Below are 14,951 nucleotides of genomic sequence, written 5' to 3' on the forward strand. Positions count from 1 at the left end.
GGGGGCCGAGGCCGGAATGTCAGGGGAAAAGCAAATTGCTCCACAGCCCAGAGCCGAAACCGCGACTTTCCGGCGGGTCCGGCGATCAATTGACCCTTTCGGGACATTGTCATCATGTGGGCTGAAGGAGCCGGGCGACCCGCCGCTATCCGTTGTGGCTGCTTCCTTCCGGACCTGACCAGGTTGGCGAACGCAAACGTCCACCCGACTCCCGGGCGGGCATATGGCGAGGCGCGCCGGGTTTGTCCAGCCCGGATTGCGGAACCTTTCGAACAGCCGCCGCGAAGCCTGAGCGCCATAACGCAATCGGCCCGCGTTCCCCTTTCGGAAAAACGCGGGCCGATTGCTTGATACCTGCGCCTCAGCGCAGCGGGTCAACGGAAATTGTCGGCGTATGCCTGAATCTTGAGGCGGCGCGGCGGCGTGGAATGCACTTCGGCTTCGATGCCGTAGCGAGCGGCATAGGCCTTCGCTTCTTCCACGTCGGGAAACTTCAGCGTGACCTGCTGCTGCGTGTCGCCAGAACCGGCCCACCCCATCAGCGGATCGGGCTTCTTCGCCTCGGAGGGGGCGAATTCGAGGACCCACTGGTCCAGCAGTGCCTTGCCGGACTGCATGGCGTTCTTCGGGCGCTGATAGATGCGTGCACTCATGGGCAAGCGCTTTGCCTCCGAATCGCGGCGGAAATCAAGCGCGAATCGCGTCGATAGCTGTGTATCGCCCGCATGAGCCGCGAAGGGCTCACTTGCGCGATGCCTCGAAAGCGTTGCGCGTCTTCAGGCTGGGGTCTTCCGTCCAGGGCTGGTCCGGCCAGCGATGGCGCGGATAGCGCCCCTTCATGTCGCGCTGGACATCGCGCCAAGAGCCGCGCCAGAAGCCCGGCAAATCGCGCGTCGTCTGGATCGGCCAGCCAGCGGGCGACGTCAGCTTGAGCAGCAATGGCTGCGGCGGCTGGCCGAAGGTCGGATGGCGATCGAGCCCGAACAGGGCCTGCACACGTACCTCCACGCTGGGGCCGCCCTCATCCTCGTAATCGATCGCATGCGTGCTTCCGGCCGGGCTGCGAAACTCGGGCGGAGCAAGTTTTTCGAGCGCCTGCTGATCGTCCCACGTCAGGCGATTTCGCAAGGCCTCGGCCAGAGCGCCCTTGTCTACCGCATCGATTCGGCGCCCCAGCAGCGGGCCGAGCCAGTCATCGAGATCGGCCAGCAAAGCTTCGTCGGACAATGCCGCGATCCCGGCATGGCGCGCGCGCTTCAGCATCGAGAGGCTGCCCTTGCCGAAGGGCACGAGTTCCAGCCCCCGTTCGCGAACACGCTCCAGCAGGAATGCCGAGATCGCCTTCGGATCGGGCGACGGGTCCGGCCCGGTCGCCAGTGTGATCGCCCCCAAACGGCGCTCCAGCCGGGCCTCGACCCGGCCTTCGGCCTCGTTCCAGCGCAGGACCGACCGCCGCTCGATGCGGGAGGACAGCCCCTGCTCCACTTCCGGGGTTTCCAGCGAAGCGCCCGAGAGAATGCGGGCGCCCCGCGCCTGCCCCTGCGCATCGCCGATCACGAGCCATTCCCTGCTCGCCAGCGGTGAGGCGGGATCGAGCACATAGCCCCGGCCGCCGGCGGAAAGCCAGTTCTCGCCGCCGGCATCGCGCCTGCGCGCCACCATGTCCGGCCGCCCCAGCGCCAGCAGCACGCCGACCGGGCTATCGCCGCCCGGCCCGGCCGCGGGTACGAGGGAGCGTGCCCTCCGGGCCCAGCCGGCCGCCAGCTTGCGCGAAGCCTCCGCACGCGGCGCACGGTCCGCATTCCAGCGGGAAAGCCGCTGCGAAAGATCCTCGCTGCGCCCGCCCAGCCCTCGCTCCTGGAGAAGCAGGGCCAGCCTGGCCGCCGTTTCCGCTTCGCCCCGTTCGCTCGCATGGAGGATCATGGCGGCCTGCGCCGGGTCCATCGGCAGGCTGGCGACCTTGCGACCGAAATCGGTGATCCGCCCTCCCGCATCCAGCGCGCCCAGTGCCTCAAGCTGCCGATGCGCCGCCTCCAGCGCCGGGGCGGGTGGGGGATCGAGCCAGGCCATCGCCATGGGATCGCCCGCTCCCCACTGCGCCAGCGAGAGCGTCAACGGCGCAAGATCGCTGGTCAGCATCTCCGGCGGATCGAATTCAGGACGCCCGGGATGCGCGGCTTCCTCCCAGAGGCGATAGGCGGTGCCCGGGCCCTGCCGTGCGGCGCGCCCCGCGCGCTGCGCCGCCGAGGCACGGCTTGCGCGGTGCGTCACCAGCCGGGTGACGCCCGCCGCCTTGTCGAACTCGGCCCTGCGCGACAGGCCGCTATCGACCACCACCGAAACCCCGTCGAGCGTCAGCGAAGTCTCGGCGATCGCGGTGGAGAGCACGATGCGGCGGCGCCCCTGCGAATCGCGGCGAATGGCCGCGCGCTGCGCTGCCGGTTCGCACTGCCCGTGCAGCGGCAGCACCAGCGCCTGCGGAAGCTTCTCCGCCAAACGCTCCGACACCCGCTCGATCTCGCGCACACCGGGCAGGAAGGCGAGGATGTCCCCCTCCTGCTCGCGCCAGGCTGTCAGCACGGCGGAGGCCATGGCATCCTCGATCCGCAAGGCAGGAGACGCGCCGAGCCAGCGCAGCGCAAGCGGCCAGGCCTTGCCCTCGCTTGCGATTACGGGAACCTCGGCCCCCAGCAAGCGCGAGAAACGCGCGCCGTCGATCGTTGCCGACATGACGACAATGCGCAGATCCTCCCGCAGCACCGCGCTGGATTCGAGGGCGAGCGCCAGGCCAAGGTCGCTATCGAGATGCCGTTCATGGGCCTCGTCGAACAGAACGGCGGAAACGCCGGACAGTTCGGGATCGGATACGATTGTCGCCACGAAGATCGCCTCGGTCATCACCAGAACCCGGGTCCGCGCGGACCGCTTGACGTCTAACCGAGTGACGTAGCCGATCGTCTCACCGGCCTTTTCGCCAAGCTGCTCGGCCATGCGCTCGGCCGCGGCCCGCGCCGCGACACGCCGGGGTGACAGCAGGATCACCGTGCCCGTGCACCAGGGCTCCGACAGCAGCGCGGGCGCCAGCGCGGTGGTCTTGCCTGCCCCCGGCGGCGCGATCAGCACGGCGTGAGGGCCGTCACGCAACGCGGACAGAATTTCGGGTAATACGTAGTTTATGGGAAGTTCGCTCACGCCGCTTCCTTAGAGCCCCCGCCATGGCGGGAAAAGGGGCCGACCGGGGTTAGAGCGGATTCCACCCGCCCGCCTCGGAAATGGGTGAAGCCCAAATCGGATGAGATCGGGGTTTCGTCTACGCTTCATCAAGGATTTATACGTAAGCAACTCGCCAGGAGACGACCTTTTGCCTGACGCCAATACGATACAGAGCAAAATGCATCGTGCCGGGCAATATCCATTGCCGGTGGCGCAATACTTGCGCCTGCGCGAACGCATCCCGCCGCTATACGGGCTGTTGTCGGTCAATGCGGGCATCCTGGCCTATACACACCGCTTCGTGGCGCCCGGCGTGCTCACGCTGACAGTGCCTGCGATACTCATTGCCGCCTGCCTCGTGCGGATGTTCGTCTGGCTGCGCCCGATCGGCAGCGCCGACCTCGACACCACTCTCGCGCAGGAGCGGATGGACCGCACGACGTGGCTCTCGGTGATCTTCACGATCGCCTTTTCGATCTGGGCGCTATGCCTCGATCGCTATGGCGACGCCTACGAGCATGGCCATGTCGCCATTTTCGTGGCGATCACGGTGCTTGGCTGCGTGTTCTGCCTGACCTTCCTGCCCACCGCAGCCATGCTGATCTGCGTGACGGCGCTGGGTACTTTCCTGGCCTATTGCGTCGCCGTCGGCTCCGACGTGCTGACGGCGGTGGCGATCAACATCGCCCTCGTCGCAGCGGTGATCCTTAAGATCCTTCGCGATACCTACGATTCCTTCGTGGAACTGGAAGTCGCCCAGCGCGAACTGCGCATCGAACGACGGCAGGCGCAGGTCCTGGGCGACGAGAACGCCCGCCTCGCGCAGACCGACGCGCTGACCGGCCTGCCCAACCGCCGCTATTTCTTCGCCACGCTCGAAGCGATGCTCAAAAAGGAGCAGGACGATCAGGTGTTCTGCGTCGGCCTGATCGATCTCGACCGTTTCAAGCCGGTGAACGACACTTATGGCCACGCGCAGGGGGACCGCCTCCTGCAAGTGATCGGCAGCCGCATGATCGCGCAGAGCCCCTCCAACGTCGTGGTCGCCCGGCTCGGCGGGGACGAGTTCGGGTTCATCGTGCTGGGCGGCGCCGAGGAAGCGGAAGAGATCGCCCAGAGATTCTGCTCCGCGATCCGCATGCCGGCACGCATCGGCGAAGTCACCGTGGCGGTAGGCGGCTCGGCCGGGATCGCCGTCTATCCTGAAAGCGCCCGCGACGCCCATTCGCTTTACGACCGCGCGGATTTTGCCCTCTACCACGCGAAAAACCACAAGCGCGGTTCCTGCGTGCGCTTCTCCAGCGAACTCGAAGTGCTGATCCGTTCCGAGCAGGCGCTCGACGCCGCACTCCAGACGGCCGATCTTTCCGCCGAACTGTCAGTCGCCTTCCAGCCCATCGTCGCCACGGAAAGCGAAGTGGCGGTCGGCTTCGAATGTCTCGCGCGCTGGACTTCGCCAAGCCTTGGCGCCGTCGCCCCAGAAATGATGATCGCCTCGGCCGAACGGATCGGGCGCGCCCGCGACGTGACCGCCACGCTGTTCGGCCATGTGCTGAGCGCGCTCACGCAACTGCCGCATCCACTTACGGTGTCCTTCAATCTTTCCGGGCACGATCTTGCCGATGCGGACACCATTGCAGCCCTGCTCGAACGCATCGACGACAGCGGCTGCGATCCGCGGCGCCTGCTCTTCGAAATCACCGAAACCACGCTCATCGCCGAGATCGAGACCGCGCGCGGCGCACTGCAACGTCTGCGCTCCACCGGTGCGCGGATCGCGCTCGACGATTTCGGCACGGGCTACTCCAGCCTCTCGTCGCTGCACCAGTTGCCGCTCGACATGGTCAAGATCGACCGCAGCTTCGCGCCCCGTCTGGACGAAGCGGTCGGTCGCCGCCTGATCGCGGCGATCCGCAATCTCGCGCGTTCGCTCTCGCTGGAATGCGTGATCGAGGGTATCGAGACTGAAGACCAGCTGCTCAGCGCGCGCGTCGCCGGCTTCGCGCTGGCGCAGGGCTTCCACATCGCCAGGCCCATGTCGCTACCGGAGGTGCTGGACCTGATCTCGTGCCCGGCAGCCGAAGCATCGGCAGCAGGCTGATCCTGCCTCAGCTTTCGCGCTTCGTTCCGTAGTCGATCCGGATACGCACCCAGGTGCCGAGCTGCGACTTGCCATTGATCCGCGGCGGCAGGACCTGGAACTGCCAGGCCGCATTGAGCACCGCCCGCCCAAAGCCCGAACCGCGCGGCGATTCGCCCAGGATCTGGCAATTGTCGACCTTGTAGTGCTCCATGGTCTGGCAGGCGATCATGCCCCAGCCGCTGTCCGGCCGGGTTGCCGGAAGATAACCGCCAAGCTGCGCATCGGTGGGTGGACGGAACCAGTCCGCATTGTAGAGCACCGCGCCGCCCGGCCCTTCGCCGGGGCCATACGTCCCGCCGGCCCCGCCCGCCGCCGGCGCGCCGGAGGCCGACGAAGGCCCCTTCATCTTCCCGATATCGGCAGCGGCGAAATCCTGGGTGGAAAGCTTGAGAAACGTGAAGGCGGGCTTTTTCTCGACCGGCTTTTCGACCGGCGGCGTCGGCACGGTTTCCTGCACCACGGCGGCGTGCTGCTTCTGCTCGACCTTCTTTTCCTCACGCTGCTTGGGCTTTTCCGGCTGGTCGCCGCCCTTGTCGCGATCGTGATCGATGACATCGAACGTGGTGAGCGCCGCGCTCTTCTTCTCCAGCGCGGGGACCAGCCCGGTCTGGTAGATCGCCAGCAGCAACGCAGCCAGAATCAGCCCCGCTGAGAGGACCGAGGAGACGAAGCGTTGGCGCGGCGACCCGGGCTGATAGCCTGCGGGCGCCAGCTCGGATTCGGAGGACATGGCGCGGCTTGAATAGGGCGCTTCCCACGTCACCGCAATTGCAGCCTTGTTGCGATTTCATTGCAGGTGAAAGTGTTGCCGGAAAAGCCCAGTGCCCGCTCCCTCAGCCATCCAGCCCCAGGAACCGGAACGGCGCATGGTCCACGAATTGGCCGTTCGCCTCGCCGGAAAACGTGTGATCCTGGTTCGGTCCCAAATCCAACATCTTCACTTTGCCGGTCTCCCTGGAAAAATCGATCTTGCGCACGTCGATCCAGAAGGTGTTCGGCGTCAGCGCGGATTCGAAGAAATAGAGCCCGCGCTTGTGATCGAACACCGTGCGCCAGCGGGTGGAAGAGATGTTCGGCTGATCCGGCGTGTTGATCCCATAGGGAACCGAGGCATTGCGGATCACGCTGAATACGGCGGCCAGTGCCTTGTTCGGGTCAGGCTCCTTCGGGATCGCGTTGATGTAGAAGGAAGCCCGCGCGAAGCGGTCGGCAGCCCGGTTGGTGCCCGGCAGCATGGTCGTGCCGCCGATCCCCTTCCAGTAGCTGTTGAGCGCCAGTTGCTCGTCGAACGTCGGCGAGTTGGTCATCACCTGGTATTCGCGGCCGTGGTGGATCACCAGCTTGCCGCCGATATATTCAAAGATGGCGCTGTCCCCGCCGGCATCGGACAGGGAAAGGTGAACGGTGGTAAGCCGGTTCTCTCCCGGCACATTGTCCGTCACGACGATGAACGGCTCCTTTTCCAGCGCGGCCACCGCCTCCGCAACCGTCGCGAAATTGTCGAGGGCATATTGCGCCCATGCCGCGATCGTCAGCCCCGGCTTTCCTTTGCCGTCGAAGTGCGGATATTCCGATTCGACCAGCCAGAGCATGTTGGCGTTGAGCCCCTTCTCGTTCACCCCGTCGGTGCTGGACACGTCATAGCCGCTGACGATCACGCTGCCGTACTTCGAGGTCCACTTGATGGAATTCGGCCCCGCTTCGCCGCTGCGCGCGATTCCGCGCGGCAATATCCAGAGATTGCTGACGATATCGCTCTTCCAGTCCATCGAGCGCGCGGTGATGATATTCCCTGCGGGCCCCAGATAGACGGCCCGCGTGCAGGCTTCTGCCGGAACACCTGCGCCGAGCGCGGCCGTCAGCGCCAGCGTAGCCAGCGCACCGCCGATTCTGGTCATTACCCGCATGGTCTTCTCCACTTGCTGGAAACGGCCCGGATCAGAACAGCACGGACATGCCCAGCAGGGGCCCGCGCTGCTGCATGTCCCAAATGAACCGGCCGCGATTGGTGAAGTCGGACTGGTCGTATTTCTCGTAGAGGAAGCGATAGCCGCCGCGCAGGATCGTTCGCCGGCCCATGAGCCGGGTGCGATAGCCCAGCATGGCAACCGCATTGACGCTGAGATCGGAACCGGCGCCGAAGCCGCCCAGATCGGCCTGCGTGAACAGGTTCCAGTGACGGGACAGGTCCGCGTTCACACGCAGTCCCGCGAAAGGATCGACCCATCCCGCGCTTCCGGTTGTCTGCACGGCCAGCGGCGCGATGCCCGCCCTCGCCCGCAAGTGGGTCCAGCGCAGGCCCGCAGTCGGCTCTATCGAGATATCGCGCCCGGCACCGAAGGCGCTCTTGCCGGGAAGCGGTATCTGCCACGCCTTGTAGTAGAAGCCGCCCGCCAGTCGTCTGGTGCGAATGTCGAGATCGACCGGCAGCGATCGCACCGCCTCGGCTTGCGAGGTCTTCACGCGCTGCGCGTCGAGATAGCCTCCCCACCGGTCGTTCACCGCCTCGATCGTGCCCATGGCCGCCAGATCGACGTGCTTGAAGATATCCCTGAACGGAAGATGCAGATTATGCTGGAGCCCGGCGAGGCCAAGATCGCCGCCCAGCGAGGCGCCCCATGCGTAAGGACTGACGATCAGGGTCCAGCCCGCCCCCGGACTACCGGCGGGCGGAACGCCCGGATCGACCCGCCCCGGATCGGCCGGCAGCGGATGCGCAGAAATCGGCTCTCCCGGTTCCTGATCGTTCGGAAGTCGCTCCTGATCCGGTGCGCCCTTCGGCAAGCTCCCGACATCGAAGGCGAATTCCCTTACCTGCCCTCCGGCCGCAGGCACGATCAACAGGCTGCCGATCACAATGACCTGCACCTCCATCACGCGCGATAATGATCGACACAGCCGAACCATTCACGACCCCCTGGAGCAGGAATTCGTAATGCATCAGGCTATAGGTAGATTTTCGTAGTATCAACCAAATAGAGCGGAGCGAAAATCCTCGCAGCCCGGGGATTTTCATGACGTACATGACCATAAGGCGGCCGGATATCGATGCTGCACTATCGTTATCGGATCGGAAACCTTGTCGGCGCAAACGAAAACGCCGGACAGAACCTGCCCGGCGCTTTCCCGATAGCTCTGGCGATAGCGACCTAGTAGCGACGCGCCACTGCGAACTCGACCGCTTCGCACATCGCATCGCGAGCCGCGCCGGCAGGGAAGATCGACAGTGCATCGATCGCGCGCTGCGCATAGAGGCGTGCCCGCTCGCGCGTGGCTTCGACGCAGGCATGGCGGTTGATGAGTTCGACGGCGTAAGCCAGGTCTTCGTCCTCGGTGCGGAAGCCGGCGATGGCATCCTCCCAGAACTTGCGCTCCTCGGCACTGCCGCGCGCATAGGCCAGGATGACCGGAAGCGTCATCTTGCCTTCGCGGAAATCGTCACCCTTGTCCTTGCCGGATTCGGTGCTTTCCGAATCGTAGTCGATCGCATCGTCGACCAGCTGGAAGGCGATCCCGAGATTGCGGCCGTAGGAATCGAGTGCCTGCTCCTCCGCCTCGCTCTTTTCGGCCACGATAGCCGGAATGCGCGTGGCGGCCGCGAACAGGGCTGCGGTCTTGGAGCCGATGATCTGGAGGTAGTGTTCCTCGCTCGTCTCGATCCGGCGCTGGGCGGTCAACTGGTCGACCTCACCCTCGGCGATGATCGAGCTGGCCTTGGAGAAGATCTTGAGGACCTTGAGGCTGCCGTCCTCGACCATCAGCTCGAAAGCGCGGGTGAACAGGAAGTCACCCACCAGCACCGTCGCCGGGTTGCCGAACACGATATTGGCGGCGGCCTTGCCCCGGCGCATGTCGGAACCGTCAACGACGTCGTCATGCAGCAGCGTGGCGGTGTGGAGGAATTCCACGGCGGCGGCCAGCTTGTGATGGCGCGCGCCCTGGTAGCCGCACAGTTCCGCGGCGGCGACCATCAGCATCGGGCGCATTCGCTTGCCACCACCCGAGATCAGATGCCCGGCTAGCGCCGGGATGAGCGGAATTTCGCTCTGCATCCGGTCAAGAATGACGGCGTTGACGCTGTTCATGCCGGGGGCGGTAAGCGCCAGCATGGGAGCGAGGGTGGGCTGCGACCCGCGTGCGCGCAGGGGAATGACATCGGCACTCATCGACCCGCGCATTGCGCGTTCGGCGTCCGTAACGCAAGAGCGAATGCCATGGAATGGTGGAACGGGCCGACTGGAAGAGGCCGCCAAGCCGTGCTAGCGGACCTGCCGATGACTCAGGACACTCCCGCAGCCGACCCCGTTCTCGCCAGCTTCCGGTCGAGTATCGACAATATCGATGCCGCCCTGATCCACATGCTGGCCGAACGATTTCGGATCACGCAGGCCGTTGGCGCCTACAAGGCGCAGAACGACCTGCCCGCCTCCGACCCCGGCCGCGAGGAGCGCCAGATCGCGCGCCTGCGCAACCTGGCGGAAGAGGCCAATCTCGACCCCGATTTCGGCGAGAAATTCATCCGCTTCATCATCGACGAAGTGATCCGCCACCACGAACGCGCCAAGAACGAAGCCTGATTCGAGGCCGGAACCGGCATTTCGTAAAATCGAAGCCGCAAAGTTGCCGCTTTCCCGGCTCCGGCCGGGAAAGGGCCGCGCCGCGTCCCGCAGCGCCTGAAGCAGCCGCCCCGGGCCGATCCCGGGACGAGGCTGCCTGAAGCTTATTCCTCGACCAGATCCTGAAGCTTCGACATCAGCGTCTGGATGCGCGTGGCGGCTTCGGTGAAGGTCGTCACGTCTTCCCGGTTGTTGTTGCCGCGCGCTTCCTTGGCGGCTTCCACATAGCCTTCGAGATCGACTTCCAGGGCATCGACGATGATTTCGATCTCGTCCGACGACAGCGAAAGATTGATGGAATCGGTCATGAGGGTGTCCTTGATCTGGTAAACCGCGCCAATGGGGACGAATGACGGGAGCCGCAACCGCCTCTGCGCCGGTTCCCCCAAAAATCCCGCCGGAAGCCGATCGGTCTTGAAAACTAGGCGAGAACGCGAGGCAGCTTGAGCTTGACCAGCAAGCCGCCCAGATCCTCGCTCTCGTCCAGTTCGACCGTGCCGCCATAGATTTCCACGACATCGCGCACGATGGCAAGGCCAAGGCCGGTGCCGGGCTTTCCGGTGTCGAGGCGGGCGCCGCGATCGAAGATGCGGATGCGTTCCGCTTCGGGAATGCCCATTCCGTCATCCTCGATCCAGACCTCGCAAAGCGGGGCGGCGCGATCGGGATCGACGGTCACGAAGACGCTGCCGCCGCCGTATTTCGCGGCGTTCTCTATGAGATTGCCCAGAATTTCCTCGAGATCCTGCTTCTCCAGGGCCACCACGGCCTCGTGATTGCCGTCGAGATCGAGGCGGGCCTGGTCGTAGAGCCGCTCCACCGCGCGCAGCACCGCCTCAAGGCTGGGCCAGACTTCGGCGCGGGACTGCCCCACGGCGCGGCGGCCCACGGCCCTTGCCCGCGCGAGGTGATGATCGACCTGCCGGCGCATCACCGCGGCCTCGCGAATCACCGTGTCCGACAGGTCCGGCGCCTTGGCCGTCGCCGCGTTCATCACCACCGTCAGCGGGGTCTTGAGCGCATGGGCGAGATTGCCCGCATGCATGCGCGCTTCCTCTGCCTGCCGCTCGGTATGGGCGAGCAGCGCGTTGAGTTCCTCCACCAGCGGCTCCACTTCCTGTGGCAGCGGCTGGGTGACGCGGCTGGCGCCGGTGGTGCGCAGTTTCTGGATGGCGCGGCGGACGTGGCGCAGCGGGAACAGGCCGTACCATGTCTGCATCCCCGCCATCAGCAGCAACCCGAAGCCGAGTGCCACGAAGCTGTAGACGAGAATGCCGCGCACCATCTTGATCTGGTCATTAAGGTCCACGCGGCTCGCCGCCACCGTGAACATCCACTTCGTATCGCTGCCGGGCAGGATGATCGAGCGTTCCATCACGCGCAGCGGTTCGCCTGCGAACTGGGTGCTGTCATAGACGTGCGGCTGGGCGTCGAAATGGTCCTCGGGCACGTTGAGGCTGCGGTCCCACAGCGAGCGCGAGGGGAAATCCTCATGCCCCTTGGCGCGAATCTGCCAGTAAAGACCCGACCCCGGCTCCAGGAAACGCTGGTCCCCGAGCGGGCGGATGAAGAAGACCTCCCCGTCCGGCCCGATTTCCGCCGAGCCGATCATGCCGGTGAGCATGTAGCCGAGCTGTTCGTCGAAGTTGCGGGTGATGAGACCGGTCAGCGTGCGGTCGAGCGCGAGCCCGCCGACCAGCAGCAGGATGAAGATCCATCCAGCCGCGATCAGCATCATGCGCCGCGCGAGAGAGCCCGTGTTGGCCGCCTTCACGTGCGGCCCGGCCTGGGCTTCTCCTGTCTGATTCTGCCCGTCTTGCATATGCTCGGTCGCCGTGGCGGACGATTCAGCCGCGGCCGGGTTCCGCAGGATCGTCGAGGCTGTAGCCGAGGCCGCGGATCGTGGTGATGACATCGGCGCCCAGCTTCTTGCGGATGCGGGTCACGAAGACTTCGATGGTGTTCGAATCGCGGTCGAAATCCTGATCGTAGATATGTTCGATCAGTTCGGTACGGCTGACCACCTTGCCCTTGTGGTGCATGAGGTAGGACAGCAGCTTGTATTCCTGCGCGGTGAGCTTCACCGGTTCACCGGCCAGCGTGACGCGGCCCGAGCGCGTATCCAGCCGCACGTCGCCGGCCGTCAGTTCGCTGGAGGTATTGCCGGAAGCACGGCGGATCAGCGCGCGCAGGCGGGCGATCAGTTCCTCGGTCTGGAAGGGCTTGGCGAGGTAATCGTCGGCCCCCGCATCGAGGCCCGCCACCTTGTCCGACCAGGAATCGCGCGCGGTCAGCACGAGGACGGGGAAGTTCCGCCCTTCCCGGCGCCACATGCCGAGCACTGTCAGTCCGTCGATCTCGGGCAGGCCGAGATCGAGGATCACGGCGTCATAGTCTTCGGTCGACCCCAGGAAATGGCCATCCTCGCCATCGACGGACAGATCCACGGCATAGCCGGTCTGTTCGAGCGTGGTCTTGAGCTGGTTGCCGAGCGTGGGTTCATCCTCGACGATCAGGATGCGCAATTCGGTCTCTCCCTAAGATGAGCGAGCTTGAAATGGGGCGGATGCCCGGAAGCGTCAAGCGACGGAAAACTCCAAGGTTCCCCGGCGTCGCTTGCAAATTCATCTGTAGGCGCTTCAACCTGAACGTAAAGATGAACAAGATCGGTTCATCCACATTTCAGCGCTGCACCTCTATCGCGATTGCCCGATCACCCGCCCGGTGCGAGCATCGACATCGACGAAATAGACCTTGCCGTTCTGGATGAACTTCAGGCGGTAAGCCATGGCGGCGGGATCGTATTCCGGGCCGAGGTACTGCATTCCGGACATGCGCGGCAGCACTTCACGTTCGATTTCGCGCAAGGGGCGGACGTTGCCGGCCTTGCGTTCGCGGCGCACCTCGCCCTGCTCGCCGCCGGGATCGGCGGCATGCGCGGTCAGCGAAGGCGCAACCATGCCGAACGCGCCGAGTGCCAGCGTGACCGGGACCAAGAGAAGGGAAAGGGACTTGTTCATATCGACTTGCTGCCTAACCCCATCGCCTTGAACAAGTCCTGAATGTGGCCGGAAGGCGGCAGGAGCAAGCGCCTGTTGCCCAAATCCCACATCCACGCTTTCCTGCGCGCCAGCTTGCCAGCCCCCCGCTCTGCCCTGTAGGGCGCGCAGCCATGGCACTTGCACCAATTCTCAGCTGGGAAAACCTCGGCCTCATCCAGGGCTCCGGCTGGCTCTTCCAGGATCTCGACATCAACATCGCCCCGCGCGACCGGCTGGCCCTGATCGGCCGCAACGGCGCGGGCAAGACCACGCTGCTCAAGCTGATCGCCGGCACGGTGGATGCGGACAAGGGCACGCGCTCCGTCCAGCCGGGCACGCGCGTGGTGACGCTGGAGCAGGACCCGTTCTTCACCGGCTTCGACACCCTGCTCGATTTCGCCATCCACGGCGACGATGCGCCCCAGCAGCACGAAGTGGAAGCCATTGCCGACCAGCTCGGCATCGACCTTTCACGCGAAGCGAAGAGCGCATCGGGCGGTGAGCGCCGCCGCGCCGCGCTGTGCCGCGCCCTCGCCTCCGAACCCGACCTGCTGCTGCTGGACGAGCCGACCAACCACCTCGACCTTGCCGCGATCGACTGGCTGGAATCCTGGCTCCAGCGCTACAACGGCGCGTTCGTGGTCATCAGCCACGACCGTACTTTCCTGACCCGCCTGACCAACGCCACGCTCTGGCTGGACCGGGGCGGCCTGCGCCGCCGCGAGATCGGCTTCGGCGGCTACGAGGCCTGGGAAGACGAAGTCTACGCCGAGGAAGCGCGCGCCGCCCAGAAGCTCGACGCCAAGCTCAAGATCGAGGCCCACTGGCTGGAGCGCGGCGTCACCGCGCGGCGCAAGCGCAACCAGGGCCGCCTTGCCAAGCTTTGGGAAATGCGCGCCCAGCGGGCCTCGATGATGGGCCCGCAAGGCGCGGCCAAGCTCGCCGTGGTGGCGGACGACAGCAAGACCAAGTCGGTCATCGTCGCCGAACACGTCACCAAGCGGTTCGGCGAAGGCGATAGCCAGCGCACGGTCATCAAGGACTTCAACTTGCGCATCCAGCGCGGCGACCGCATCGGCGTGGTCGGCGCGAACGGTTCGGGCAAGACCACGCTGCTCAAGATCCTGATGGGCGAACTTCAGCCCGACGAAGGCAAGGTGACGCGCGCAGCCACGCTCGATGCCACCGTGATCGACCAGCAGCGCAGCCGGATGAGCCCCGAAATGCGCATCCGCGACGTGCTGGCCGAAGGGGGTGACTGGATCGACGTGGTCGGCGTGCGCAAGCACATCCAGGGCTACCTCAAGGACTTCCTGTTCGATCCGGGTCTGGTCGAGGCGAAAGTCGGCACGCTGTCGGGCGGCGAACGCTCGCGCCTGCTGTTCGCCCGCGAATTCGCCCGCACCTCCAACCTGCTGGTGCTCGACGAACCGACCAACGACCTCGACCTCGAAACGCTGGACCTTCTCCAGGAAGTGATCGCCGATTACGACGGCACCGTGCTGATCGTCAGCCATGACCGTGACTTCCTCGACCGCACCGTCAACGTCACTCTCGGCCTCGACGGTTCGGGGCATATCGACGTGATCGCGGGCGGCTATGCCGACTGGGAGGCCAAGCGCCGCGAACGCACGAGCGCGGGGAAAGCCAAGGCGAAGGGCGAGAATGCCGCCCCGCCGCCGCCGATGCCGCCGAAGAAAGGTAAGCTCTCCTACAAGGACCAGCGCGACTACGAACTGCTGCCCAAGCGGATCGAGGAACTGGAAGCGGCCATCGCCCGCGACGAGAACGCCATGGCCGACCCCGCGCTCTACACCCGCGACCCGGCGAAGTTCGCGGCCCTCACCGCCGCCATCGAAAAGGCGAACAGGGAAAAGGAAGCGGCTGAAGAGCGCTGGCTGGAACTGGCCGAGCAGGTAGAGGGTTAGGCCCGCCCGC

General features: G+C 65.4%; 13 protein-coding genes and 1 other RNA gene. 3 read left to right on the forward strand and 11 right to left on the reverse strand.

What is annotated here, in order from left to right:
* Nucleotides 1–120: 120 nt before the first annotated feature.
* The 3 genes from ffs to hrpB form a co-directional block, all read right to left on the reverse strand.
* Nucleotides 121–215: signal recognition particle sRNA small type (ffs, locus tag ACLIMP_RS12890), an RNA gene on the reverse strand.
* Nucleotides 216–374: 159 nt separating this feature from the next.
* The gene (locus tag ACLIMP_RS12895) at nt 375–653 is read right to left on the reverse strand and encodes an ETC complex I subunit (protein ID WP_054440780.1); all 279 of its coding nucleotides are present in this window, start codon (nt 651–653) and stop codon (nt 375–377) included.
* 88 nt (nt 654–741) lie between these two features.
* Nucleotides 742–3,192, reverse strand: a complete 2,451-nt coding sequence (gene hrpB, locus ACLIMP_RS12900; protein WP_324695901.1) for an ATP-dependent helicase HrpB — start codon at nt 3,190–3,192, stop codon at nt 742–744.
* 169 nt (nt 3,193–3,361) lie between these two features.
* Here hrpB and ACLIMP_RS12905 point away from each other — a divergent pair, with 169 nt between their 5' ends.
* The gene (locus ACLIMP_RS12905; protein WP_443477893.1) at nt 3,362–5,314 is read left to right on the forward strand and encodes a putative bifunctional diguanylate cyclase/phosphodiesterase; all 1,953 of its coding nucleotides are present in this window, start codon (nt 3,362–3,364) and stop codon (nt 5,312–5,314) included.
* Between the two features lie 7 nt (nt 5,315–5,321).
* On the opposite strand, the gene ACLIMP_RS12910 is transcribed toward ACLIMP_RS12905, so the two are convergent.
* The 4 genes from ACLIMP_RS12910 to ACLIMP_RS12925 form a co-directional block, all read right to left on the reverse strand.
* Entirely contained in the window at nt 5,322–6,086 is a 765-nt protein-coding gene (locus ACLIMP_RS12910) for an energy transducer TonB (protein ID WP_185998746.1), read from the reverse strand.
* A 103-nt stretch (nt 6,087–6,189) separates the two neighbouring features.
* Complete coding sequence (locus ACLIMP_RS12915) at nt 6,190–7,254, reverse strand: linear amide C-N hydrolase (protein WP_324695905.1); 1,065 nt, start codon at nt 7,252–7,254, stop codon at nt 6,190–6,192.
* 40 nt (nt 7,255–7,294) lie between these two features.
* The gene (locus tag ACLIMP_RS12920; protein WP_324695908.1) at nt 7,295–8,233 is read right to left on the reverse strand and encodes a hypothetical protein; all 939 of its coding nucleotides are present in this window, start codon (nt 8,231–8,233) and stop codon (nt 7,295–7,297) included.
* A gap of 272 nt (nt 8,234–8,505) precedes the next feature.
* Nucleotides 8,506–9,522, reverse strand: a complete 1,017-nt coding sequence (locus ACLIMP_RS12925; protein ID WP_054440898.1) for a polyprenyl synthetase family protein — start codon at nt 9,520–9,522, stop codon at nt 8,506–8,508.
* A gap of 108 nt (nt 9,523–9,630) precedes the next feature.
* On the opposite strand from ACLIMP_RS12925, the gene ACLIMP_RS12930 reads away from it, so the two are divergent.
* Complete coding sequence (locus tag ACLIMP_RS12930; protein WP_185997076.1) at nt 9,631–9,933, forward strand: chorismate mutase; 303 nt, start codon at nt 9,631–9,633, stop codon at nt 9,931–9,933.
* A gap of 143 nt (nt 9,934–10,076) precedes the next feature.
* Here the strand turns inward: ACLIMP_RS12930 and ACLIMP_RS12935 are convergent, their stop codons facing one another.
* From ACLIMP_RS12935 to ACLIMP_RS12950, 4 genes are all read right to left on the reverse strand, one after another.
* Nucleotides 10,077–10,280, reverse strand: coding sequence for a hypothetical protein (locus ACLIMP_RS12935; protein WP_054440894.1), 204 nt, complete (start codon nt 10,278–10,280; stop codon nt 10,077–10,079).
* 113 nt (nt 10,281–10,393) lie between these two features.
* Nucleotides 10,394–11,710 (reverse strand): sensor histidine kinase, encoded by a 1,317-nt coding sequence (locus tag ACLIMP_RS12940; RefSeq protein WP_243692624.1) that lies wholly within the window; start codon nt 11,708–11,710, stop codon nt 10,394–10,396.
* A gap of 109 nt (nt 11,711–11,819) precedes the next feature.
* Complete coding sequence (locus tag ACLIMP_RS12945; protein ID WP_132468951.1) at nt 11,820–12,497, reverse strand: response regulator transcription factor; 678 nt, start codon at nt 12,495–12,497, stop codon at nt 11,820–11,822.
* A 171-nt stretch (nt 12,498–12,668) separates the two neighbouring features.
* A complete protein-coding gene (locus ACLIMP_RS12950; protein WP_185998745.1) occupies nt 12,669–12,932 on the reverse strand; it encodes a PepSY domain-containing protein in 264 nt (87 codons plus the stop codon).
* 212 nt (nt 12,933–13,144) lie between these two features.
* Here ACLIMP_RS12950 and ACLIMP_RS12955 point away from each other — a divergent pair, with 212 nt between their 5' ends.
* Nucleotides 13,145–14,941 carry an ABC-F family ATP-binding cassette domain-containing protein gene (locus ACLIMP_RS12955; RefSeq protein WP_185997074.1) on the forward strand — a complete coding sequence of 599 codons (1,797 nt, stop codon included), beginning with the start codon at nt 13,145–13,147 and terminating at the stop codon, nt 14,939–14,941.
* Nucleotides 14,942–14,951: the final 10 nt, after the last annotated feature.

This window comes from Novosphingobium aeonii (assembly GCF_052279045.1).
Classification (GTDB): Bacteria; Pseudomonadota; Alphaproteobacteria; order Sphingomonadales; family Sphingomonadaceae; genus Novosphingobium.